25 protein-coding genes and 1 pseudogene are annotated in these 24,052 nt (G+C 31.4%); all 26 read right to left on the bottom strand.

All coding sequences use genetic code 11. From position 1 onward, the window contains the following. Nucleotides 1-379 (bottom strand): annotated as a pseudogene (tnpA, locus tag ACRC03_RS04815) (IS200/IS605 family transposase); the annotation flags it as partial. Nucleotides 380-552: 173 nt separating this feature from the next. Next, nucleotides 553-774, bottom strand: a complete 222-nt coding sequence (locus ACRC03_RS04810) for a hypothetical protein (RefSeq protein WP_438651424.1) — start codon at nucleotides 772-774, stop codon at nucleotides 553-555. 150 nt (nucleotides 775-924) lie between these two features. Further along, the gene (locus tag ACRC03_RS04805; protein WP_438651426.1) at nucleotides 925-2,079 is read right to left on the bottom strand and encodes a sodium ion-translocating decarboxylase subunit beta; all 1,155 of its coding nucleotides are present in this window, start codon (nucleotides 2,077-2,079) and stop codon (nucleotides 925-927) included. Between the two features lie 62 nt (nucleotides 2,080-2,141). Continuing rightward, the gene (locus tag ACRC03_RS04800; RefSeq protein ID WP_438651423.1) at nucleotides 2,142-2,522 is read right to left on the bottom strand and encodes a biotin/lipoyl-containing protein; all 381 of its coding nucleotides are present in this window, start codon (nucleotides 2,520-2,522) and stop codon (nucleotides 2,142-2,144) included. Nucleotides 2,523-2,535: 13 nt separating this feature from the next. Then, the gene (locus tag ACRC03_RS04795; RefSeq protein ID WP_438651422.1) at nucleotides 2,536-2,892 is read right to left on the bottom strand and encodes an OadG family transporter subunit; all 357 of its coding nucleotides are present in this window, start codon (nucleotides 2,890-2,892) and stop codon (nucleotides 2,536-2,538) included. A 14-nt stretch (nucleotides 2,893-2,906) separates the two neighbouring features. Next, nucleotides 2,907-4,475 carry a methylmalonyl-CoA decarboxylase subunit alpha gene (gene mmdA / locus ACRC03_RS04790; RefSeq protein ID WP_438651421.1) on the bottom strand — a complete coding sequence of 523 codons (1,569 nt, stop codon included), beginning with the start codon at nucleotides 4,473-4,475 and terminating at the stop codon, nucleotides 2,907-2,909. 21 nt (nucleotides 4,476-4,496) lie between these two features. Continuing rightward, entirely contained in the window at nucleotides 4,497-4,907 is a 411-nt protein-coding gene (gene mce / locus ACRC03_RS04785) for a methylmalonyl-CoA epimerase (RefSeq protein WP_438651420.1), read from the bottom strand. Between the two features lie 65 nt (nucleotides 4,908-4,972). After that, nucleotides 4,973-5,383 carry a cobalamin B12-binding domain-containing protein gene (locus tag ACRC03_RS04780; protein ID WP_438651419.1) on the bottom strand — a complete coding sequence of 137 codons (411 nt, stop codon included), beginning with the start codon at nucleotides 5,381-5,383 and terminating at the stop codon, nucleotides 4,973-4,975. Nucleotides 5,384-5,400: 17 nt separating this feature from the next. Continuing rightward, nucleotides 5,401-6,957 (bottom strand): acyl-CoA mutase large subunit family protein, encoded by a 1,557-nt coding sequence (locus ACRC03_RS04775; RefSeq protein ID WP_438651418.1) that lies wholly within the window; start codon nucleotides 6,955-6,957, stop codon nucleotides 5,401-5,403. 16 nt (nucleotides 6,958-6,973) lie between these two features. Beyond that, nucleotides 6,974-7,504, bottom strand: coding sequence for a 2-oxoacid:acceptor oxidoreductase family protein (locus ACRC03_RS04770; protein ID WP_438651417.1), 531 nt, complete (start codon nucleotides 7,502-7,504; stop codon nucleotides 6,974-6,976). Nucleotides 7,505-7,527: 23 nt separating this feature from the next. Continuing rightward, entirely contained in the window at nucleotides 7,528-8,328 is an 801-nt protein-coding gene (locus tag ACRC03_RS04765; RefSeq protein ID WP_438651416.1) for a 2-oxoacid:ferredoxin oxidoreductase subunit beta, read from the bottom strand. Further along, entirely contained in the window at nucleotides 8,318-9,463 is a 1,146-nt protein-coding gene (locus tag ACRC03_RS04760) for a 2-oxoacid:acceptor oxidoreductase subunit alpha (protein WP_438651415.1), read from the bottom strand. The genes ACRC03_RS04765 and ACRC03_RS04760 overlap by 11 nt, the downstream gene beginning before the upstream one ends. Before the next feature lie 14 nt (nucleotides 9,464-9,477). Beyond that, complete coding sequence (locus tag ACRC03_RS04755) at nucleotides 9,478-9,672, bottom strand: 4Fe-4S dicluster domain-containing protein (protein WP_438651414.1); 195 nt, start codon at nucleotides 9,670-9,672, stop codon at nucleotides 9,478-9,480. 155 nt (nucleotides 9,673-9,827) lie between these two features. Then, entirely contained in the window at nucleotides 9,828-11,081 is a 1,254-nt protein-coding gene (gene hutI, locus ACRC03_RS04750; protein ID WP_438651413.1) for an imidazolonepropionase, read from the bottom strand. A 105-nt stretch (nucleotides 11,082-11,186) separates the two neighbouring features. Further along, the gene (locus ACRC03_RS04745; protein WP_438651425.1) at nucleotides 11,187-13,226 is read right to left on the bottom strand and encodes a urocanate hydratase; all 2,040 of its coding nucleotides are present in this window, start codon (nucleotides 13,224-13,226) and stop codon (nucleotides 11,187-11,189) included. Between the two features lie 20 nt (nucleotides 13,227-13,246). Further along, the gene (gene hutH, locus ACRC03_RS04740; protein WP_438651412.1) at nucleotides 13,247-14,815 is read right to left on the bottom strand and encodes a histidine ammonia-lyase; all 1,569 of its coding nucleotides are present in this window, start codon (nucleotides 14,813-14,815) and stop codon (nucleotides 13,247-13,249) included. Nucleotides 14,816-15,095: 280 nt separating this feature from the next. After that, on the bottom strand, nucleotides 15,096-15,803 hold the full coding sequence (locus tag ACRC03_RS04735; RefSeq protein WP_438651411.1) for a DUF554 domain-containing protein: 708 nt from the start codon (nucleotides 15,801-15,803) through the stop codon (nucleotides 15,096-15,098). 30 nt (nucleotides 15,804-15,833) lie between these two features. Further along, nucleotides 15,834-16,997 carry a hypothetical protein gene (locus ACRC03_RS04730; RefSeq protein WP_438651410.1) on the bottom strand — a complete coding sequence of 388 codons (1,164 nt, stop codon included), beginning with the start codon at nucleotides 16,995-16,997 and terminating at the stop codon, nucleotides 15,834-15,836. A 20-nt stretch (nucleotides 16,998-17,017) separates the two neighbouring features. Further along, on the bottom strand, nucleotides 17,018-18,193 hold the full coding sequence (locus ACRC03_RS04725) for a M20 metallopeptidase family protein (protein ID WP_438651409.1): 1,176 nt from the start codon (nucleotides 18,191-18,193) through the stop codon (nucleotides 17,018-17,020). Between the two features lie 88 nt (nucleotides 18,194-18,281). Further along, nucleotides 18,282-19,217, bottom strand: a complete 936-nt coding sequence (locus ACRC03_RS04720; protein WP_438651408.1) for a LysR family transcriptional regulator — start codon at nucleotides 19,215-19,217, stop codon at nucleotides 18,282-18,284. Nucleotides 19,218-19,260: 43 nt separating this feature from the next. Continuing rightward, nucleotides 19,261-21,021 carry a sigma-54 interaction domain-containing protein gene (locus ACRC03_RS04715; protein WP_438651407.1) on the bottom strand — a complete coding sequence of 587 codons (1,761 nt, stop codon included), beginning with the start codon at nucleotides 21,019-21,021 and terminating at the stop codon, nucleotides 19,261-19,263. A gap of 59 nt (nucleotides 21,022-21,080) precedes the next feature. Further along, nucleotides 21,081-21,716, bottom strand: coding sequence for a HutD/Ves family protein (locus ACRC03_RS04710; protein ID WP_438651406.1), 636 nt, complete (start codon nucleotides 21,714-21,716; stop codon nucleotides 21,081-21,083). A gap of 559 nt (nucleotides 21,717-22,275) precedes the next feature. Beyond that, complete coding sequence (locus ACRC03_RS04705) at nucleotides 22,276-22,497, bottom strand: hypothetical protein (RefSeq protein WP_438651405.1); 222 nt, start codon at nucleotides 22,495-22,497, stop codon at nucleotides 22,276-22,278. A 22-nt stretch (nucleotides 22,498-22,519) separates the two neighbouring features. Continuing rightward, nucleotides 22,520-22,672 carry a hypothetical protein gene (locus ACRC03_RS04700; protein WP_438651404.1) on the bottom strand — a complete coding sequence of 51 codons (153 nt, stop codon included), beginning with the start codon at nucleotides 22,670-22,672 and terminating at the stop codon, nucleotides 22,520-22,522. A gap of 279 nt (nucleotides 22,673-22,951) precedes the next feature. Further along, complete coding sequence (locus ACRC03_RS04695; RefSeq protein WP_438651403.1) at nucleotides 22,952-23,620, bottom strand: HAD family hydrolase; 669 nt, start codon at nucleotides 23,618-23,620, stop codon at nucleotides 22,952-22,954. A gap of 29 nt (nucleotides 23,621-23,649) precedes the next feature. After that, nucleotides 23,650-24,052: hypothetical protein (locus ACRC03_RS04690; RefSeq protein ID WP_438651402.1), on the bottom strand; the 403-nt coding region annotated here is incomplete at its 5' end.

Below are 24,052 nucleotides of genomic sequence, written 5' to 3'. Positions count from 1 at the left end.
CTATATATTGCTTAACAACTTCTAATGGTGCTCCTCCTGTCGTTACTAAGCAATAACTTTTGCTCCAGAAATATTCCTTCCACAAATATTTCCTTATATCTCTAAATTCATTTTTTATCCTTCTGCTTGATGCAGATTTATATGCATTTATTAGTTTTGATATTTCTGTATTTGGTTTTGCCTTGAATAGTAAATGTACGTGGTCATTATCGTGATTCCATTCTATCAACTCTACACCATAATTAGGTGAAATGTCTTCAACTATTTCTTTTAATCTAAGTTATATGTCTTCATTTATAACTGCTCTTCTATATTTTATACACATAACCAAGTGATAGTGTAATAAGAATACTGAATGATTATTACTATCTAATTCCATTGTTTTATCTCCTTATTATTATTTACTACTGACTCTATTATATAACATCTTTTTATGAAAATCAAAAATAACCTAACGGTAGGCTTACATCCTCCACCTCCTACGGTGAGGAAGATGAATTTCGCCTTATTAGGTTAAAATATTTAATAGCCCTTATGTAAAAACTTTAAAAACTATACTATCTGACAATTTTGTTTTTGTGCATGATTTAATATGTGTGTATCTGGATTAACTGCCACTAGATTTCCTACTAATTCTAATAATTTAATATTTATTATACTATCTGTGTAGAAATAGCTATTTTGCCAATCTATATCTTCTATGAAATATTTTTCAAGTTCTTCTACTTTTTTGCTCATGCCTTTGAATAACTCGTCAAATACTGCTAGTTTCATAATTTTAACCTCTTTTATCCTTTGTTTAATATTCTTATTTTAATACTCTTTATAATAATATTATAGACTAATTTTGCTAATTATAAATACCCATACCTAATGTTTTAATTTGGTATGGGTATTTGATTATGGACTTATTTATGTTTATTATTATCCAAGTAAGCTTAATAAAATACCTGCCGCAACTGCCGATCCTATAACTCCTGCTACGTTTGGACCCATTGCATGCATCAATAAGAAATTCCCTGGATTTTCTTCTTGTGCAACTTTGTGAGCCACTCTTGCTGCCATTGGAACTGCCGATACTCCCGCTGCTCCTATTAATGGGTTTATTTTTTCTTTTGTAAACTTATTCATTATTTTAGCACATATTACTCCTGCTGCTGTACCTATTCCAAAAGCTACTACCCCTAGAACAAATATTTTTAGAGTTTGTGCACTTAAGAATATTTCAGCTTGTGCTGATGCACCAACTGATAATCCTAAGAATATGGTTACTATATTCATTAAAGCATTACAAGCTGTATCTGATAATCTATCTGTAACTGTACACTCTTTAAGTAGATTACCAAACATCAACATACCTATAAGAGTTGCTGCTGCTGGTAATATTAATGAGACCACTATTGTTACTACTATTGGAAAAATTATTTTTACTTTCTTTGATACTTGCTTACTTTGAATCATTACTATACTTCTTTCTTCCTTAGTAGTTAGAGCCTTCATTATTGGCGGTTGTATTATTGGTACCAAAGCCATATAGGAATACGCTGCTACTGCTATTGGTGCTAACAAGTGAGGCGCTAGTTTCGTAGTTAAGTATATTGCTGTTGGCCCATCTGCTCCACCAATTATGCCTACTGATGCTGCTTCTGGCCCTGTAAATCCTAAAAGTAATGCTCCAATAAATGTAAAAAATATTCCAAACTGTGCCGCTGCACCTAATAATATATTTTTAGGATTTGATATCAATGGCCCAAAGTCTGTCATTGCCCCAACTCCTAAGAATATTAATGGTGGGAATATTCCAAGTTCGTCTCCTTGAAATAAGTAGTACAGTAATCCTCCTGGAGTGGCTGTATGTACGCTAGCATTAATAGCACCTTCTGGCGTCATTCCTAATGGCTCTATTGTAGAAATCGGACCACTCATTACTCCTGATAATGGTAAATTAGAAAGTAACATACCAAAAGCTATGGGAACTAATAATAACGGCTCAAAACCTTTAGCTATTGCCAAGTATAATAAAAGGCATGCAATTAGTATCATTACTAATTGCCTCCAGTCTAAATTCACAATACCCATTGACTGAATAAAATTAAGTATAACTTCTCCCACGGGTAAGTCCCCCTTCTTTATTTTATATTCTATGCTATGGTAACTAATGCATCTCCTACATTTACCGAAGCTCCTTTAGATACACTTACAGATGATACTGTTCCATCAGAACTAGCCATTATTTCATTTTCCATTTTCATAGCTTCTAAAATTAGTAGGACTTGGCCCTTTTTAACACTATCTCCAACTTTCACTCTTACATCATTTATAGTACCAGGCATAGGAGCACTAACACTTCCACTTCCTTGCGCCTTAGCTACCTGTGGTTTTGGTTGTTGTGGATTAGCCTTTGATTGTTGTACTACTTGAGTTTGAACAGGAACAGAAACTGAATTAGATTGAGTCCCTAACTCCTCTACCTCAACATCATAAGTAACTCCATTAACTGTAATTGCATATTTTTTTATCATCGTATTGCTCCCCCTAATTTTTCTTCATACTTTGCCAACTTGATTTAGAGTTGTTGCTTCTTACTATCTTTCTAACTACTATATTATTGCTACTATTTCCCGTAGCCGCACAGATAGCAGCAGTTATTACACTTACTAATTCTCCTATATCCTCTTTTTCAGCGCTTGTATTTTCCTTTGTTTCAACAGTTTCCTTTTCCTTTTCTTTTTCCTTTTGTAGCAAACTAATTAACCATGCTATTAGTACTAGTACTATAAATACTACTACCATAGATAGAACAGTTACTGAAAAACCTGCTATTAACTTTTCTCCTACACTTAAGTTAACTGGAGTATCTTTTAAAGCTTCTAGTAATTGACTTATATTCATAATTTACCACCTTCCTATAAAGGTATATTTCCGTGTTTTTTAGGTGGTCTATCTTCTCTTTTTGAAGATAAAGTATCTAATGCATCACATAGTCTAATTCTTGTTAGAGCTGGTTCTATTACATCATCAAGATAACCTCTTTCAGCTGCTTTGTATGGTGTTGCAAATTCATCCGTATACTCTTTTATTTTTGTATCTCTCATAGCCTTAGGATCCTCAGCATTTTTTATATCATTTTTGAATATGATATTTGCAGCTCCACTAGGTCCCATTACAGCAACTTCTGCAGTAGGCCAAGCTAGTACCATATCCGCACCTAAATCCTTTGAACACATCGCTAAATACGAACCACCATAAGCTTTTCTAGTTATTACTGTGATTTTTGGTACTGTAGCTTCACTATATGCATAAAGCATTTTTGCACCATGGCGAATTATTCCACCGTACTCTTGACCTGCACCTGGTAAGAATCCTGGTACATCTACAAGTGTTATAATCGGAACATTATATGCATCACATGTTCTTATAAATCTAGCACTTTTATCAGATGCATTTATATCTAAAGAACCTGCCATTATTTTTGGCTGGTTTGCTATTATTCCTACACTTTCACCATTTATTCTTGCAAATCCAGTTATTATGTTTTGTGCAAAAAATGGTTGAACTTCATAAAAATCATTATTATCTATTATTTCATGTATGATTTCTTTCATATCGTAAGGTTTGTTTGAACCTTCTGGAATTACACTATCTAGTACTTCATTTAATCTATTAGGACTGTCTCCACCCTCTAATATAGGTGCCTTTTCTGCATTATTTGAAGGTAAGTAACTAAGTAATTTTTTAATTTGATTTATACAATCTTCATCATTAGTAGCTATAAAATGTGCTACTCCTGAAGTTGTATTGTGTGTTGATGCTCCACCTAAGTCTTCTGCACTTACTTCTTCTCCAGTAACTGTTTTTATAACTTGCGGCCCTGTAATAAACATTTGGCTAGTTTTATCTACCATATAGATAAAATCTGTTAATGCAGGAGAATACACTGCACCACCTGCACAAGGTCCCATTATTGCAGAAATTTGAGGAACTACACCTGATGCTATAGTATTTTTGTAAAAAATTTCACCATACCCTGCTAGTGCATCTACTCCTTCTTGAATTCTAGCTCCACCAGAATCATTAAGCCCAACTACTGGTGCCCCTACTTTAAGTGCCATATCCATTACTTTAGACATTTTCTTAGCATGCATTTCTCCTAGTGAACCGCCTAATACTGTAAAATCTTGAGCAAATGCACATACAAGCCTTCCATCTACTTTTCCGTATCCTGTAACTACACCTTCGCCAGGTATTTCTTGATTTTCCATTCCAAAATTAGAGCATCTATGTTTAACGAAGGCATTTAATTCTACAAAAGTATTTTCATCAAATAATAATGTCAATCTTTCTCTTGCGGTTAATTTTCCACTTGCATGCTGCTTATCTATTCTTTTTTGTCCTCCGCCAGCTTCTATCTTTTCTCTTTTTTTATATAATAAATCTAACTTTTGGTTAGGTAAAACACAACTATCTGCAGACATAATCTAGCCCCCTATACTTAGTTATTTTCTTTCTGTAAGTTCTAACAATACGCCATCAGTTCCTTTTGGATGACAAAATGCTATTTTAGCATTCCCTGCACCATATCTTGGGACTTCATCTATCATCTTATAGCCTTTAGCTTTTACTTCTTCTATGGCTTTTTCTATATTTTCAACTCTTACCGCTATATGTTGTACTCCTCCACGGCCACTATTTTTTTCTATAAACTTAGCTATAGGACCATCTTGTGTTGTTGATTCTAATAATTCTATTTCTGTATCTCCTACTGGTAGAAACGCTACTTTTACCTTTTGTTCTTCTACTACTTCGCATCCTTCACATTTCAGATTTAATATATCTTCATAGAATTTTAAACTTTCGTCTAAGTTATTTACTGCTATACCTATATGGTCAACCTTTAATATATCCATCTAAATAATCCCCCTCCTATTATTAGTTGTTTTTCATTTTCTCAAATTATTTAAAAATGAATTGATTATAGATTCCATGACTTATCCTTTATATTTTCTTTTATATAATCAATTGTTACTGTAGTCGGTGTTCCTGGTGTAAATATTTCACTTATTCCACTTTCTTTTAGGAAAGGTATATCTTCTTTTGGTATAACTCCACCTGCTATAACTAATACATCTTCATATGCTTCTTCTGCTTTTAATAATTCTACAACCTTAGGAAGTAAATGATTATGCGCTCCTGACAATATACTCATAGCTACTACATCTACATCTTCTTGTATTGCTACTTGAACTATCTGTTCTGGAGTTTGACGAAGTCCTGTATATATTACTTCCATGCCAGCATCTCTAAGTGCTCTAGCTATTACTTTAGCTCCTCTATCATGTCCATCTAGACCTGGTTTAGCTACTAAAACTCTTATATTCCTCATGGTTTATCCTCCTATTTTTATATCATTACTGCCTGCTTGTATTCTCCAAACACTTCTCTCATAACTCCACATATTTCACCTAATGTTGCATAACATTCTACTGCATCTAGTATATATGGCATTACATTTTCATCCTCGCTACAAGCTTTTCTTAATGAGCTAAGAGTTTCTTTAACCTTTTCATTATCTCTATTTTCTTTAAGTTTATTTATTTTTTCTATTTGTCTCTCTCCAACTTGTGGATCTACTTTAAGTAATCCCTTTGGATCTTCTTCTTCTATTTGGAATTTATTCATTCCAACTATTATTCTTTCTCCATTTTCTATTTCCTTTTGGTAGGAATAAGCACTATCCATTATTTCTTGTTGTATATATCCTTTTTCTATTGCAGCTGGTGCTCCACCTAATGCTTCTATTTTATTTATAATAGCCATCGCTTCTTCTTCTATTTTATTAGTTAAACTCTCTATATAGTATGAACCTGCTAATGGATCCACAATATCCGCTACTCCACTTTCATGAGCTACTATTTGTTGAGTTCTAAGTGCTACCATTACAGAATCCTCTGTTGGTAGTGCTAGTGCCTCATCTTTAGAGTTTGTGTGTAGAGATTGAGTTCCACCTAGCACTGCTGCTAAAGTTTGTATTGCAACTCTTACTATATTATTTTCTGGTTGTTGAGCTGTTAGTGTACATCCTGCTGTTTGAGTGTGGAATTTAAGTGCCATAGACTTAGGATTAGTAGCCTTGAAATTATCTTTCATTATTCTAGCCCACATTCTTCTTGCTGCTCTAAATTTTGCAACTTCTTCTAGTAAATCATTGTGTGCATTAAAGAAGAATGATAACCTTGGAGCAAAATCATCTACATTAAGTCCTGCTTCAATAGCGGCATTTACATATGCTATACCATCTGCTAAAGTAAACGCCACTTCTTGAACTGCATTAGCACCAGCTTCTCTTATGTGATATCCTGATATACTTATTGTGTTCCATTTTGGGACTTCCTTTGAGCAATAATCAAATGTATCTGTTATAAGTCTCATTGATGGTTTTACTGGGAATATATAAGTACCCCTAGCTACATATTCCTTTAATATATCATTTTGTATAGTTCCCCTTAATTTATCTGCACTTACTCCTTGTTTTTTAGCTACTGCTATATACATAGCAAGAAGAACTGCTGCTGGTGCATTTATAGTCATTGATGTAGATACTTTATCAAGTTCTATTCCATCAAATAATATTTCCATATCTGCTAAAGAGTCTATAGCAACTCCAACTTTTCCTACTTCACCTTGTGCTATTTCATCACTTGAGTCATAGCCCATTTGTGTTGGTAAGTCAAAAGCTACAGAAAGCCCCATTGAACCTTGTTCTATTAAATATTTATACCTTTGGTTTGATTCTTCTGCTGTTGCAAATCCTGCATACATTCTCATAGTCCACAATCTACCTCTGTACATTGTAGGTTGTACTCCCCTTGTAAAAGGATATTGACCTGGATACCCTAAGTCATTTTCATAATCTATATTTGTATCAAGTGGTGTATAAAGAATCTTTTCTTCTTTCATGTTTTCCTCCCAATAATTAGCTTACTTGTAATAGTTTCTTACCTTCTTCAAAAGCTTTTATATTTAAATCTTCGCTACCCTTTGGTACTCTATTTAAGATAGCAAATTTTATACATTCAGAATTTATTTGTGGCAATAGGTTGCTTACTACCCCTAAAGTTATTATATTTGCTGTCATTGATTTTTTAATTACTTCATTTGCTGTTTTTAGTATTGGAACTTTATGAATTATTATATTTTCTAATTCTCCTACATCTATTGAAGAATCTACAATTACTATACTTCCTTCTTTTATGTTTTCTGCGTATTCATTGAATGATTTTTGAGTTAATGATATTAAAATGTCTGATTTGATTACTTTTGGAAAGTTTATATTTTTATCGCTTATAATTACTTCAGCTTTACTTGCTCCTCCACGAGCTTCTGGTCCGTATGATTGTGACTGAATTGCATTTAAGTTTGACCCTATAGCCCCCTCTGCTAATATTATACCTGCTAATATAAGTCCTTGCCCCCCTGAACCACTTAGCCTAATTTCCATTTTCATGTGAAATACATCTCCTAATAATATTAAAATTTATCAATTATTTTTTTATACTCTTCTGCATATTCTGGTAAATTTACATCTTTAAAGATACCTATCGCAACTTTATTATCTTCTTTTGCTTTTGCATTATCATTAGTTATAGTACTAGTTTCTTTTATTAAATTTAATAAATCAACTGCTGAACCTTTTTTATTTTTTCTTCCATAATAAGTAGGACAAGAACTTACACCTTCTACTACAGAGAATCCTTTGTGAGATATTGCTTTTTTTACATAAGATAGCATTTGATTTACATGATATGCACTAGCTCTTGCAACAAATGTAGCACCTGCTGCTGCTGAAAGGTCGCATATATCAAAAGGTTTATCAATATTTCCATATGGAGCAGTTGTTGCTTTGTCATCAGTAGGAGTAGTTGGAGAATACTGACCTCCAGTCATTCCATAAATATTATTATTAAACACAATCGTTGTTATATCTATATTTCTTCTGCAAGAATGGATTAAATGATTTCCTCCAATAGCAGTTGCATCTCCATCTCCTGTTATAACTATAACTTTAAGCTCTGGATCAGCTAGTTTTACACCAGTGGCAAAAGTAAGAGCTCTACCATGAGTTGTGTGTATAGTATTATAATCAAAATATCCACTTGCTCTTGATGAGCATCCTATTCCTGATACTATACATATTTTGTCTTTATCTAAGTTTAATTCTTCTATTGCTCTTGCTATAGAGTGCATTAATATTCCATGGCCACACCCTGGACACCATATGTGGGGAAGCCTATCAGTTCTAAAATTATTTTCTATAATTTTACTTGGCATGTTCCATTACCCCCTCTATACTAGAAGTTATTTCTTCAGGCGTTATAATTTCTCCGTTATATTTATTAATTCCAATTACCGGACAATTATTTTTAACTATTCTTTCAATTTCTAATACCATTTGCCCCATGTTCATTTCTGGTACAAATATATAATCAACCTTTTTACTATATTCTTCTACTATTTTTTCAGGGAATGGCCACACAGTTTTTATTCCTAACAACCCTATTTTTACTCCATTTTTTCTTAGTTCATCTACTACATCTTTGCTAGTTCTTACCATACATCCAAAAGTGACAATTAACATTTCACAATCTTCTGTAAAGTAGTTTTCATATATTAAAATATCATCCACATTATTAGCTATTTTATCATTTAATCTAGTAAACAATTTATGAGCTTCTTTTGTACTATTTGTTGGGAATCCTGTTTCATCATGAACTAATCCAGTCACATGGAACTTATATCCATTACCTATCCCTTCCATATTAGGAACTAAATCTTCTGTATACTCATAAGCTTTAAATTCCTCTTTTGAACAAGTAGCTCTTTTTCTATCTACAACTTCTATTTCTTCTAATGCAGTTAAATCAACTTTTTCTCTCATATGACCTATAACTTCATCTAAAAGTAAAATTACTGGCGTTCTGTACTTTTCCGCTAAGTTAAACGCTTTCACGGTTAATTCATAAGATTCTGGTACTGTTGAAGGTGATAAGGCAATTATACTATGATCTCCATGAGTTCCCCACTTAGCTTGCATCAAGTCTCCTTGAGATGGACTTGTTGGAAGTCCAGTACTTGGTCCACTTCTTTGAACATTTACTATTACACATGGTGTTTCAGTTATACACGCATAACCTATAGCTTCTTGTTTTAGAGAAAATCCAGGACCACTAGTAGCTGTCATAACCTTACAACCCGCTATAGATGCACCTATTATTGCAGACATAGATGCTATTTCATCTTCCATTTGTATAAAAGTTCCTTTAACTCTTGGTAACATAAGTGATGATATTTCTGCTACTTCCGTCGATGGAGTTATTGGATATCCTGCAAAGAACTTCATACCTGCATGTATTGCTCCATGTACACATGCTTCGTTTCCTTGCATTAATTTTATCTTTCTTGCCATATTATCCACCTACTCTAATCAATATTTTCTTCAATATAAATTGCATAATCAGGACATCTTAATTCACACAAACCACATAGTATACATTTTGATTCATCTATAAGGTACACTCCAGCTTCATTGATTTCTAATACCTTTTTAGGGCAGTATTCTCTGCATATACCACACTTTTTGCACCAAGAGCTCTCTATAACCAATTTTGTACTCACTTTAATCTCCCCTACGAAATAATACATTTTGTTTTATATGCACTATTTCCAACAATAAATTTTGTTTTCAATTCACTTTTATTGTAGCTACCTCTACTAGCCTAATCAATAATAAATTTTCACTATACATGTTTTTCTTTGTACACTTCATTTTCCTAACAATTGTCTACTACAAGGATTCCTTTTTTGTATACTTTGTTTACATGATTTATACCAAAATGATACATAATATACTCTAAATTACTAGCGTTTAATAACACAAAGTCTGCATATTTTCCTACTTCTATTGTGCCGATTTTATCTTGTCTATCTATTGAATATGCAGCATTTATTGTTACTGCATTCAATACTTCATTTGGAGTCATCTTAAGACCTAAGCAACCTAATTGCATTACAAATTGTAAGTTTTCACTTGGACAACTTCCAGGATTATAATCACTAGATAAAGCTATTGGAACTCCAAGTTCTATCATTTTTCTTGCATTTGCATATGCTTTATTTAAATTAAATGATGTCCCAGGAAGTATGTTAGCTATTGTATTACTTTTTGCTAACATCTTCATTCCATCTTCACTTGCAGCCATTAAATGATCTGCTGAAGTACAATTCAATTTAGCTGCTAATTCAGCTCCACCTAAAGATACTATCTCATCAGCATGTATTTTAAGCTTATAGCCCATTTCTTTAGCTTTAGTTAAAATGTATTCTGTCTCTTCTATAGTAAATACAGCATCTTCACAGAATACATCACAGAATTCTGCTAATCCTAATGCTTTCACTTTAGGCATCATTTGTTCTACTATAATGTCTATAAAAGGCTTATGGTCCTCTTTATATTCTAGCGGTATTGCATGTGCTCCTAAGAATGTATGAACTATATCTACTGCATGATTTTTATCTAATTCTTTTGCAACTTTTAATTGTTTTATTTCAGTCTCTATTTCTAGACCATAACCACTTTTTGCTTCTACTGTAGTTACACCTAGTTCTAGCATTTTATCTAGACTATACTTTGCTTTGTTGTAAAGTTCTTCTTCTGTAGCATTTCTAGTAGATTTAACTGTACTTAATATACCTCCACCTTGTTTAAGTATATCTATATACGGAACTCCTTCTATCTTTTTTAGAAATTCATTTTCTCTAGAACCACCATGTACTAAGTGAGTATGTGAATCTATAAACCCAGGAACTACTACTAATCCATTGGCATCATGTACTTTTGTGTTTTCACTTATAAGTTTTTTGTAATCTTCACCTGTGCCTATTTCTTTGAATTTCCCATCACTTATTGCTATGTATGCATTTTCAATTACGTCTACTTTATTTAAATCTTCTTTAGTTTTTGGTTTTTTATCATCTTTACTTGTGATTAACTTACCTATATTTTTTACTATAATATCTATATTCATATCATTACTCCATCTAACTAGTTTCTAGTGTTTTATTTGAAATTTTATAAATAGGTTATAATAAACTTAATTTACTATAACCTATTCAGTTAGCTATATTTAGTTTTAGATGTTTTTATTACCTAAAACACCGTTTAATAATTCTTCATCAACTATATATGGAAGAGTTATATGATCCTTACCTTCACTCATTTTGTTGTATTCTATAACTGTAGATATAGAGTTTTCATTTCTTGCCCATGCACGTCTTGCTACTCCACTCATAACATCCCATGGCATCGAAGTTCTTAGTATATCATCTACTCTTTGAGAACCATCTAGTACCATACCAAATCCACCATTTATAGATTTACCTATACCAACACCTCCACCATTGTGAAGTGCTACTAAGCTCATTCCTCTTGCACAGTTTCCTGCAAAACAGTGAGTAGCCATATCAGCCATTATGTTACTTCCGTCTTTTATGTTAGAAGTTTCTCTAAATGGAGAATCTGTTCCTGATACGTCATGGTGGTCTCTTCCTAACATTACTGGTCCTATTTCACCTTTTCTTACCATATCATTAAACTTAAGTGCTATGTTAGTTCTTCCCATTGCATCTTGGTAAAGTATTCTTGCTTGTGTTCCTACTACTAAAGCATTTTTCTTAGCATCTCTTATCCAAGCCCAGTTATCTCTGTCTTGATATCTTCTATCAGGGTCTATACAATCCATAGCTGCTTTATCAGTTTTTTCTAAGTCTTCTTCCTTTCCTGATAAACATACCCATCTAAATGGTCCATATCCATAGTCAAATAATTGTGGTCCTAATATATCTTCAACATATGATGGGAATATGAATCCATCTTTTTCATCTACACCATTTTTAGAAATTTCTATACATCCTGCATCATATACGGCCTTCATAAAGCTGTTTCCATAGTCAAAGAAGTATACTCCTCTTTTGTGTAACTCTTTGATTAAGTTAAAGTGTTTTACTAGAGTTTTATCAACTAATTTAATAAACTCTTCTTTATTGTCTGCTAATAATCTAGTTCTTTCTTCAAAGTCAATTCCTTGAGGACAGTAACCACCATCATAAACAGCATGACAAGATGTTTGGTCTGATAATAAATCTATGTGAATATTGTTTTCTACTGCATATTCTAATAAATCAACTATATTACCGTGATATGCTATAGCACATGGTTCTTCTTTATCTGTATATTCTTTAGCTAATGCATAAGCTTCTTCACAAGTAAATGCTACTTTACTTACCCATCCTTGAGAATGTCTAGTTTCTATTCTTGATAAGTCAACTTCAGCTATTATACCAACCGCTCCAGCTATTTCTGCTGCCTTACCTTGAGCACCACTCATTCCACCTAGTCCTGATGTTACAAATAGTTTTCCTTTTAAGTCTGAATGTTGATCTACTCCAAGAACTAATCTTCCTGCATTTAATAATGTTGAGTATGTTCCATGTACTATTCCTTGAGGACCTATATACATCCAACCTCCAGCAGTCATTTGTCCATAGTTAGATACACCTATAGCAGCTGCTCTTTTCCAGTCTTCTAAATTATCAAACATTCCTATCATTAGCCCATTTGTTATAATTACTCTTGGTGCATCCGGCTTTGATTTAAATAATCCTAGTGGATGACCTGATTGTATAACTAAAGTTTGATCCTGAGTTAATACTTTTAAGTATTCTTTTATTACTACATATTGCATCCAGTTTTGGAATACTTGACCTGTTTCACCATATGTAACAAGCTCATATGGGTATAGAGCTATATCAAAATCTAAGTTGTTGTCTATCATTGTTTGGAATGCCTTACCTTCTGTACATCTTCCTTCATATTCCGCAAAATCTTTACCTTTTAAATTTTCTTCTGGTCTAAATCTATATCCATATATTCTACCCATTGTCATTAATTCATTATAAAATTCAGGCGCTAGCTCTTCATGATATTCCTCTGGTATATATCTTAAAGCATTTTTTAAAGCTAACTTTATATCACTTTGAGATAGTTTTGCATCTCTTTTAGGCGCTCTTCTTATTCCTTCTATAAACTTTGGAACTTCTTTTGGAATATGAGTTATTTTTATACTCATTGATTCTTGTATATCTTTATTTATATTATTTAAAACAGCTTCCATCATAAAATCCCCCTCAATCTTTATATTGTGCTTTCAACTAAAATTTCTTCATCTACTAATAAGCTTTTTTCTAATGCTTTTTCTACTTCTTCTACTATTAAATTTTTCTTTATTATATCTTCACATATATTTATATCAAGGTACATTATTCTATCCTTATCTACAAAAGTAGTATGCTCTCTAACTACTTTATATGCAGCTTCTGTTCCTTTTCCTAATGTCTTCTTACCTCTTAAGTCAATAGCTTGAGCTGCTGCTAATATTTCCATAGCTACTACTTTTCTTGCATTTTCCATTATCTCTCTAGCTTTTCTTGCTGCTATTGTACCCATAGATACATGATCTTCTTGGTTTGCAGATGATGGTATAGAATCTACACTTGCTGGATGAGCTAAGACCTTGTTCTCTGATACAAGTGAAGCTGCACTGTATTGTACTATCATAAATCCTGAATTTAGCCCTCCATTGTTAGCTAAGAATGCTGGTAATCCATGGTTAAGAGCTGGGTTAACTAATTTTTCTAATCTTCTTTCAGATATATTTGCTATTTCTGATAATGCTATTCCTAAAAAGTCGAAACTAAGTGCCATTGGTTGACCATGGAAGTTTCCTCCTGAGATTATTTCTTCTACCTCTGGGAATATTATTGGGTTATCAGTTACTGAATTTATTTCAATGTTTAATTTATTTTTTACATATTCTATTGCATCTTTACTTGCACCATGTATTTGAGGTGAGCATCTTAAAGAGTATGCATCTTGTACCCTTATTTCTCCTTGCTTAGATACCATTTCACTATTTTCAAATAAATCTAGTATGTTTTTAGCTGTATTTATTTGGCCCTTATGAGGTCTTACTTGATGAACTTTTTCATCCATTGCACATTTTATTCCATTTAGAGATTCCATTGTTAATCCTAATGCTATATCTGCTGTTTTTAGTAAGTTTATAGAGTCATATACTGTTAATGCACCTACTGCTGTCATTACTTGGGTACCATTTATTAAAGCTAGACCTTCTTTTGAAGAAAGATATTCTACAACTGGCACACCTGCTTTTTCCATAGCATCTTTAGATGTCATTCTTTCTCCTTTATATATTGCTTCTCCTTCACCTATCATAGTTAGTACCATGTGTGATAATGGTGCTAAATCTCCTGATGCTCCTAGCGAACCTTTTTCAGGTATTATAGGGTGAACACCTTTATTTATCATATCTATTAGAGTATTAAGAGTTTCAATTCTTATTCCAGAGTGTCCCTTTGATAACGCATTTACTCTAAGTAACATTATTGCTCTAACAACCTCCTCGTCCAAAGGTTTTCCCACTCCACAAGCATGACTTATTATTAAATTTCTTTGTAGTGTTTTTGTATCTTCTTTAGATATTACAGTATCTGAAAACTTTCCAAATCCTGTTGTTATTCCATAGATCATTTTTTCTTCTTCTACTAATTTATCTACTAAATCTCTAGCTATTTTTACTTTTTGTAATGCCTCTAAAGTTAATGATATTTCATGACCATTTCTAGCAACATTAACTACTTCCTCTATAGTTAAACTACTTCCATCAATCAAAACTTTATTCATAACCAATCTCTCCTTTTGTTTAAATGTGCTTTATTTCTACATAGTTTATATAAGCAATATTTATGCCAAAATACTTTTTGTATTTTTAAAATATAAACCTAGCTAAAATTCACAATTTTTAGTTTTTTTAATATATTATTTTTGAAAGAAATATTTTTAATGGATAAATTTTATACACCATTGTATAAATTCTATACATTTAATGCGTATAAATTTTATACAATGGTATTTTGTCTAAATTCTGTGTTACATAAAACGAAACTTGGCAAATGCCAAGTTTCTAATTAAATATCATCACCCATAACCAAGACGCTGGCATAACAATTACTAAAGCTGGAAGTAGACTAGAAACATTCATTGATTTTATTTCTGATATTCTAAGTCCTGTAACAATAGCTATCACTCCACCACATGCCATAAAGTCTCCTATCATTGCTGGTGTAATATATGGCATTATAAATCTTGATAATAAGAATAATATTATATATATTATAAATTGTGGAATAGCTATTAATGATATTGATATTCCCATTGTGGATGCAAATATTGCAGCTCCAAATAAATCTAGAACTGATTTTGCAATTAATATAGATGCATCTCCTGCCATACCTTCAGTCATCGCACCCATTAATCCTGTACTTCCTGTACAAATTAAAACTAATACACTTACAAACTTTTCTGTAGAACTATCTTCTTTTTCATTCCCTAAAAAAGGTTTGGCTAGAGATTTAAGGCTAAGAGATAGTTTTTTTATCTTATCCTCAATATAAAATCCTTCTCCTATAATTGCTCCTAATATTAAGGCTAACATCACTGCAGATAGTGAATTCATTTTGTTTATTAAACTAATTCCAATAGTAATTGATGTTATCCCAAATAATATAGATAAATACTGACTTATTCTCTTTGGTATACGCTTTCCAAGAATACTCCCCAAAAATCCTCCTATCACAACCACTAGGCAATTAATTACAACTCCATATGGCATAATATACACTCCTTGTTTATGATTTAAATATTAGATAAACTTTATTGCAAAACTAGCAATGATTACTGATGCTATTGTAACAGTAGCTATTCCCGCTGTTACAACCTTTGGTACTAAATAATTTCTAAGTGCAGTATGCTCTTCTTCATTTTTTCCATAAGCTTTAGCTACATCTTCTGATATAAATAATGTAGTTGGGAAACCATACATACAAGTTAACCCTAATGCAATAGCTAAATAACTATTAACCTTTGTTACTTTAGCTAATATAAATGCCATTATACCTGTAAGTATACTTCCAACCCCTAATATAACAACTAAAGGAACTATCATCCCAAGCACATCTTTAGGAGATATATAGGCAAAACTCTTAAATAATCCAGCTAGTATTAATACCATAAATAACCCTGAACAACCTGTTTTATTCATAGAGTTTTCATCTAAGAATCCTATAGCTGTTAATAACACACCCATAAATAATGACATTACCATGTAGTGAATAGTACCATTTGTTAATCCTGATAATACATTTGCTATTGAAGCTGCAATAGCAAGTTTAGCTAATATAACTATACCAGTACTCATTTCTGATGGTAAATTTAATAATTTCTTTGTAGTATTTTCTTGTCTATCATTTATTGTTGCGTATAATTCAATATTTTTACGGTCTTTTAAGAAATCAACAGATGCCTTACGCATCATAATTGTAGACAATGGAAGCCCTACGAAAGTCTGTACCGTTAGTAACATGCTACAAAGCGCTGAGAGATACTCCATCCCATTAGCATTAAAATGCTCACTCATTATAATTACAGCTGATATAGAACCTGCGAAAATTGGAGCTCCTGCTATAGCTTGTTCTTTTCCTATAATCATTCCTCCAATTAGTACTATACCCATTACACCTACAACCACTGATACAACAGCTATTGTAATCGTTTTCCACTGTCTTATAAGTTCTTTAAAGTTTATAGTAGTACCTACACCAGCAATTAATATACCACTTATTACAAATCCTATCTTATCTATCCCAGCGTCTTCAACCAAAGTATTCGGCAAACCTAACCAATAGTAAGCAAGTAATAATACAGCACCAACCAAAGCCTGTGACAATAAAGCATTAGTTTTTGAAGAAGAAATATCACCAATTGCAAATATAGCTAATATAATAGTAAATGCATAAATAGCTGTCAAAATAATCACTCCTTTTATTTTTATTTATTATTTTTCAAGTAATCAAATGCGCACTGTGCAAACAATGCCGCACCCATCTGTAGTACCTCTTCATTATATATAACTTTTGAGTTGTGATTATGGCTACTTTCTATACCATCTGGCTTGCATCCAATTATAAATAATATACTTGGTACTAACTCTGAGATAAAACCAAAGTCGTCTGATACTTGCATTCTGTAATTAGGGTCTGAGACAAAGTCTATTCCTAGGTTAGGAATATATTCTTTAATTTCATCAACTAACTTTTTATCATTAATAGCAGATGGGCAACTTTCTAATATCTCAAGCTTAGAAGTTGCACCAAAAGCTTGCGATGTTAATTTTATTATTTTGTCACACTGTTCAATTATTTCTTTTCTTAGTTGTGGGTTAAATGTTCTAAGTGTTCCTGTTAATATTGCTTGTTCTGGAACTACATTACTTGTATTACCTGATTTAACTTCACAGATATTAAGAACTACAGGTTCATTAGATGGTACTAGTTTTGATTGTAGTGATTGTAGTGATAGTATGATATGTGCTGCAATATTGATTGGGTCTATTCCCATATGTGGTTGACTAGCATGGCAACTTCTTCCTTGTATTGTTATTCTAAGAATATCTGTTGATGCTAAGAATGGTCCTTTTGCATAGTTTAGATGATTTAATGGTAATAATGGCTGTACATGCATTCCAACTGCACAATCAACTTTTGGCGATTCTAGGATACCTGATTTAATCATATCTAATGCTCCTGTAAGTGATTCTTCACCAGGCTGGAACATAAGTTTAATAGTACCTTCGATTTCACCTTCTCTTTCTTTAAGTAATTTAGCAGCTCCAATTAAAAATGATGTGTGTATATCATGTCCACAGGTGTGGGCTATTCCCAAATGTTGCGAAGTATATTCAAGTCCACTTTCTTCTTGCATAGGTAAAGCATCCATATCAGCTCGTAATAATATTGTTTTACCTGGCTTATTACCTCCAATCGTTGCTACTATTCCACTTTTGCATATTTCTTCTGGCTTACACCCTATTTCTGTTAGTTTTTCTTTTACATATTTAGTTGTTTTAGGTAAATCTGATTCTAATTCTGGATGTCTGTGCAGATGTCTTCTAATTTCAACCAAATAATCTTCAATCTCTTTTGCACCTTGAATAAAACTTTTCATATTTTGACTCCCCCAATATAAATATAATCCCCACAATATTATGTTATCATTGTGGGGATTTATTGTATAATATAGAATCTTTATAGTATTATAAGCTGAACTTATATGACTCTTCTAGTTCACTCTTTACATATTCTATAAAAGACTTTGTATCTTTACTTATAGTTTGTTTTTTCTTAGTAATAATACCAACCGTGTAAATACATGGAGGTTCAAATGGTATTTCCATATAAGGCAATTCTTTAGTGCTATTTATATTATATTGATAACAATTAAACCAAATATCATGAAAAGTAACTCCTATTCCATCGTTATTAGCTATATGTTGGAAGTACGATTCTAATTGCAAGGATGAAAACTTAGGTTTTATTGTAATTGTATTATCCTCATAAAATTCTTTCATTATTTTAAAAATAAAGCTATCCTTAGGATCATTAAGTGATAATGATATTAATGTTTCTTTTTCAAAGGTTTCAAAAGTGATTTTTTTATTTTTACTTAATGGATTTTTTTTACTAATACATACTTTAATCTCACCGTTGAAAAGTGGATATATTTTATAATGTTCCCTTGTTTCTTTTGTCAATACTACGACTCCTAAATCTAATATTCCATCTTCAATCTGTTTTATAATTGATGGTGTTGAACTTTCATTTGTAATAAGATTTACATTTGTATATTTATCTTTGAATTTATTTACAATATTTAATATTGCATGACGCATCTGAACAGAGTAACCAATTTGAATTGTTGTATTTTTTCTTGTAGCAATAGTTTGAATCTCTTTTTTTACTTCTTCAAGTTCACTAAGTATATGCTGTGTTTTTTTATATAAAATTTCACCTTCTGCAGTTAACACTATTCCTTCCCTATTTCTCTTTATAAGTTGTACGTTCAAATTTTCTTCTAAGCTTCGAATTGCCATTGTAACTGACGGTTGTGATACATGTAGTTCTTTTGATGCTTTAGTAAAGTTCCCTAGTCTACATACCGCTTCAAAGTAACTTAATTTTCGAAAATCCATTTACATTCCCCAATCTTTATATTAACTCTATCAATTTAAACTTTTAATCCTTGATTATGTCTAATTTTCTAATTCTATAAATCAAGCTTTGTCTTATTATATTTAACTTTTTTGAAGACTTAGATATATTCCAATTATTTTCTTCTAGTACATTTAATATTATTTTTCTTTCAATGTTATTTAAAATTTCTGTCAAAGATAAATCCTCTTTAATCTCATCAACAATATTTATATCTATATCTACATATTTATTTTCTTCTAAATCCTTTGTATCGGTTCTATAAGTATGATTTTTACTAAATTCTTCACTTTGTTTTTTCAAGCTTAATTCATCTTTTATATACTCCGTCAAACAATCTAAGTCGATTATTTTTTTGTTGTCTTCACATGCTATAAAAATATTTTCCATTATATGTTCAAGTTCCCTAACATTTCCTGGCCAATTATGTTCTTTTAGTATGTTTAAAACATCTATATTAATACCTTCTATTTTCTTATCAAGCTTTATATTATACTTCGATATATAATACTTAGTTAATAATTCTATATCTTCCTTCCTTTCTCTAAGAGGTGGAATCTTAATATTTAAGCTAGATATTCTATAAAATAAATCTTGTCTTAATCTATTCTCATTTATTAATACTTTGGGTTCTTCATTTATTGCAGTTATTACTCTACATTCTATGTTATACATCTTATTTGATCCAATTCTAGTTGTCCTTCTCTCCTGTAGTACTCTAAGCAATTTTGTTTGCATAGCTATAGGCATAGAGTTTAACTCGTCTAAAAAAACAGTTCCTTTTTCTGCTTCCTCAAATAATCCTGGTGTATCTGCAGCACCTGTATAGGAACCTTTTACAGTACCAAACAATATACTCTCTAGAAGATTTTCGGGGATTGCTGCACAGTTAATTGGTATAAATGGATGATTTTTATTTTTTCCATGATTATGTATACTTTGGGCAAACACTTCTTTACCCGTTCCAGTTTCACCTATTATTAAAATATTACTTTCTAGCAGTGCTATTTTTTGAGATAAATTTATTAAGTTGCCTATTTTTTCACCACCTACAATTGATGAAAATTCATACCTTGTCCCATTTTTGTTGTCATACTTCTGCGCGTCTTGTATATTCCTATCTGCTATTTTACGTTTTATTTCTATAGTTTCAACTAATAAATCTTGTAGTATTTTTTCATTAGTACTTACTGAGAATACTCCAACTACATTTTCATCTAGCTCTATAGGGTAGGTACTATAATGTGCTGATTGGTAAGAAAATATTTTATAGGCATCTTTAATAGGGGCTCTAGTGTTATACACTCTTCTATGTTCTGATTCATTTTCTTTTCCATAGCCATATACGTCCCATATTTTTTTACCTAGTACATCTTCCTTTTTGTTGTTGTCTAAAGATTCTTGCCACTTATTGTACAACACTACATTTCCATCAATATCAGTTAGCACTATACCATTATCAATGGATTGTACAACTGTTTCTAAGCAATGAAGTCTAACATTATTATCTTTATAGTCATTAATGCATGACATAATAATTACTTTAGAATTTGAATCTAAGGTTTCTATATATTTTATTTTGAATTTTCTTCTTGAGCTGTGCTCTACTATTATGTCTTCAATTAGTTCTTCCTTAAGATTAAACAATTCATAGCAGTTTTTTTGTAATATTTCATTTTCATCGAAAAATCTCAATGAGTATCTATTTATCCACTGCACTTCATTGTCTTTTAGAACAAAGACCGCTTCGTCTATAATGTTATATAACTTATGATTATACTCCATGTTTCCCCCATTACCTTTTGACATATTACTTAATATCTATTATACCTTTTGTATGTGTTTTAACCAATATATACAGTGCTAATTACTATGTTTGCTTCTTCTAGTTTGTTTTCTATATTTATTTTATTTAGGTTATTTTCTAAATTATTTTTTATATTCTTATCCTTATTAACTATTAGTATTAATACGTCTTCTTGGGTTAATTCTATGCTTTCCTCTAATTTTATTGTGACGTTTCCAGTTGCACAGTAAATTATATAGGTTTGTTTTTCACTCTTACAAAGATTTTCTAGATAGATGCTTTTAGAGTTATCTTTTTCTAGTTTTAGATGTTCTAGTTTTCCACTGCATCCTGTGTTCATCATTAGGTTAAAGTCAGTAACTTTTCCATAGCTTTTAGTACACCAGTCTCCACTGAAGCTGTCTTTGTCATATTTTTTTAGTTTTACTTGGTGGTGTCCTTCATGGTATAGATCTAGTTCTCCATCTAGTATCATTATTTCTCTGTTTATTCCAGGAAGATTTGTAAATGTTGATTCTTCTATTTGTACTTTTGCTGAGCTTATTCTAAATAAAAAGTCTCGTTTGTCATACTGTGAATTTTCTGGATATATGTATAGCTGAGTTGTGGTTCCCCCTGACCATTGACTAGTTTTGTGCTGTTCTTTTTTTATTAGTTTTATTTCGTAATTCATATTTATCCCCCTAAAATTACGTTTTTCAAGATTACCTGTTCATGTATTCATGAAAATAATTGGTTAACTCTAATTCCTGATTCCATAAATCATAGTTAATATATCTCTATTATATACAAGTTTCAAATATAGTACAACTTCGCCATATTAAGCATCATACTTCTTATTTTTATACATTAAAAAGCCCTTAACTTATATTATTTTCATAATTAGTTAGGGCTTTTATATTTTAGATTTCATTTTTAACTCCTATTTTTAGTCGTTATGACCTTTTATTTTTACAAATTTCATTTTGAAAAATTTAATGAATACTTATCTTTAAAAATTTCATTTATTCTTCATCATGCTCTGGTTCAAAGTCGTAATCCATATCCTTTTCGTATCCAAAGTATACCATTTCAAAGTTTGAGTTCATATTCAAATCCTCCTTATTTACTAGTTATTTAGTATTTATTATTTATAATTTAATTGTAGTATATTATTATCGGTTTTGCAAGTTATTTTTATAATCTTTCATTTTATTTTATTATATGCAACTTATTATAATTTGTTAACATTTTTATAAAAAAAGCCTAGGAGTTATCCTAAGCCTTTTTCTTATCTGAATAGCATTACCAAATTGTTTATATACATAAATATTCATATCTTGCTCTGGTTGCATTCCGATTCCAACAAAATGTACCCCTGCTATAACAGTAGTTTGTACAGTTCCTTGTCCACCGTGAATTACTGCAGCATCTACCATTTTGGTAACTTCCAATGCCGGAAGCCAGTCCGTCACAATTACATTTCTTATTTATCTATTATTTAGTTTCAAAATTTGATTTTGCCCAATCTTCATATTTGTATTGTAGTTTCCACATCATATCAGTCAAAACTCTAAAACCACTTTTACTTATGCCGTATTGGTAGTAAATTTCTACGTTACTAATTTTTGATATCATTTCTTTTCTCATAAATATCTTGTAGCCATCTGCTTCAAGTATCTCATCTTTTTCTGTAGGCTCATCCAGAGCTACATCCCAAACGGGACCTCGTCAGCCAGACACTCTACGAATGTAGATTCTAAAAGATTTTTCTTGTTTTGACGCTTCTTTTAATAGCTTGTCTATTTGCTCTTTTGCAGTTTCATGGATATTGAAAATCATTATGTCACTTCCTTTTAAATGTTATATTTCTCTCTTACTTTGTCCAAATTTTAAAATTAATATATTAAAATAATTTGCTTAATTTAGCTATATTATTTGCCAATTTTGTTTTTGTGCATGGTTTAATAAGTGTGTATCTGGGTTAACTGCAACAGGGTTACCTACAAGTTCTAATAACTTAATATCTCGTATACTGTCTGTGTAAAAGTAGCTACTTTGCCAGTCTATTTCCTCTGTAAAATACTTTTCAAGTTCTTCTACTTTTTTGTCTCCTTCTACTAATATTAGTTTTTGATTATGGTTGTAAAATTCATTGCTATCATAGGGTAATTTTGTACCTATTACTGTGTCTATGTTTAGATTTTTTCCTATAATCTGTAGTAGTGGCTCATAGGCTCCACTTATTATTACTGTGTGCATACCTTTTTGTTGTGCTTCTATTATTTTGTTGACTATGTCTTTGTTTAGCTCATTGTACAGGCTTTCGCTACTTTTATGGAAGAATTCTTCTATTTGGTTTTTGCTCATTCCTTTGAATAAACCATCAAAGCCTTCTACTGCTATGTTTCTTAATTTTACATTTGTTTCTGTTCCACCTATACCTAGTTTATATACCACATATGCGGGTAATAGCTTTATGTATATTTTTATTATTTTATTTTTAGGATACTGTAGCTTGTACCATTGTTTCATCAAGTATGGTATAGTGTCTTTTGGAAATAAGGTTCTATCAAAATCAAATACTGCTAATTTCATAGCATCGCTCCTATTTATTTTATTTTTAGTTAATTTATACTTTTTACAAATTCATCATATTCATTAGTTTTAGATATAACTCCCATATTTAGCCTGTCCTTATTGATATTTAAACTATTTATAATATTATTGACACTTCTTTCTAGCTTACATACATCTTCGTAAGATTCCGTTATATGTCTATTTACTGAAAGGTCACTAAATATATTGTCAAAGAAAATATCAAAGGTCTTTGTTGTACTTGAAAAACCAACTCCATTAAGGTTTACATCTTCTAGTTCTTTATTGAAAGATTTTACTAAATTTGATATTCTAGAAAATTGCATTTGAGCATCATCTATTTTGCTGTGTTTAGCCATAGAGCTTATCAAGCCTCCCCCAAACATATCTAGAGTACTCCAATTTTCTGCAGAGTTTAGTAGTTTTTTAGCT

Source organism: Romboutsia sp. (genome assembly GCF_051659545.1).
Lineage (GTDB): Bacteria > Bacillota > Clostridia > Peptostreptococcales > Peptostreptococcaceae > JBOFOR01.
The sequence above is the reverse complement of the archived record's forward strand: the minus strand, read 5'-3'. Positions and strand labels throughout refer to the sequence as shown.

Coding starts and splice junctions, on each gene's coding strand:
- ACRC03_RS04810 (WP_438651424.1), bottom strand. CDS start 774: ATGAAACTAGCAGTATTTGACGAGTTATTCAAAGGCATGAGCAAAAAA.
- ACRC03_RS04805 (WP_438651426.1), bottom strand. CDS start 2,079: ATGGGTATTGTGAATTTAGACTGGAGGCAATTAGTAATGATACTAATT.
- ACRC03_RS04800 (WP_438651423.1), bottom strand. CDS start 2,522: ATGATAAAAAAATATGCAATTACAGTTAATGGAGTTACTTATGATGTT.
- ACRC03_RS04795 (WP_438651422.1), bottom strand. CDS start 2,892: ATGAATATAAGTCAATTACTAGAAGCTTTAAAAGATACTCCAGTTAAC.
- mmdA (WP_438651421.1), bottom strand. CDS start 4,475: ATGTCTGCAGATAGTTGTGTTTTACCTAACCAAAAGTTAGATTTATTA.
- mce (WP_438651420.1), bottom strand. CDS start 4,907: ATGGATATATTAAAGGTTGACCATATAGGTATAGCAGTAAATAACTTA.
- ACRC03_RS04780 (WP_438651419.1), bottom strand. CDS start 5,383: ATGAGGAATATAAGAGTTTTAGTAGCTAAACCAGGTCTAGATGGACAT.
- ACRC03_RS04775 (WP_438651418.1), bottom strand. CDS start 6,957: ATGAAAGAAGAAAAGATTCTTTATACACCACTTGATACAAATATAGAT.
- ACRC03_RS04770 (WP_438651417.1), bottom strand. CDS start 7,504: ATGAAAATGGAAATTAGGCTAAGTGGTTCAGGGGGGCAAGGACTTATA.
- ACRC03_RS04765 (WP_438651416.1), bottom strand. CDS start 8,328: ATGCCAAGTAAAATTATAGAAAATAATTTTAGAACTGATAGGCTTCCC.
- ACRC03_RS04760 (WP_438651415.1), bottom strand. CDS start 9,463: ATGGCAAGAAAGATAAAATTAATGCAAGGAAACGAAGCATGTGTACAT.
- hutI (WP_438651413.1), bottom strand. CDS start 11,081: ATGAATATAGATATTATAGTAAAAAATATAGGTAAGTTAATCACAAGT.
- ACRC03_RS04745 (WP_438651425.1), bottom strand. CDS start 13,226: ATGGAAGCTGTTTTAAATAATATAAATAAAGATATACAAGAATCAATG.
- hutH (WP_438651412.1), bottom strand. CDS start 14,815: ATGAATAAAGTTTTGATTGATGGAAGTAGTTTAACTATAGAGGAAGTA.
- ACRC03_RS04735 (WP_438651411.1), bottom strand. CDS start 15,803: ATGCCATATGGAGTTGTAATTAATTGCCTAGTGGTTGTGATAGGAGGA.
- ACRC03_RS04725 (WP_438651409.1), bottom strand. CDS start 18,193: ATGAAAAGTTTTATTCAAGGTGCAAAAGAGATTGAAGATTATTTGGTT.
- ACRC03_RS04720 (WP_438651408.1), bottom strand. CDS start 19,217: ATGGATTTTCGAAAATTAAGTTACTTTGAAGCGGTATGTAGACTAGGG.
- ACRC03_RS04715 (WP_438651407.1), bottom strand. CDS start 21,021: ATGGAGTATAATCATAAGTTATATAACATTATAGACGAAGCGGTCTTT.
- ACRC03_RS04710 (WP_438651406.1), bottom strand. CDS start 21,716: ATGAATTACGAAATAAAACTAATAAAAAAAGAACAGCACAAAACTAGT.
- ACRC03_RS04700 (WP_438651404.1), bottom strand. CDS start 22,672: ATGAGAAAAGAAATGATATCAAAAATTAGTAACGTAGAAATTTACTAC.
- ACRC03_RS04695 (WP_438651403.1), bottom strand. CDS start 23,620: ATGAAATTAGCAGTATTTGATTTTGATAGAACCTTATTTCCAAAAGAC.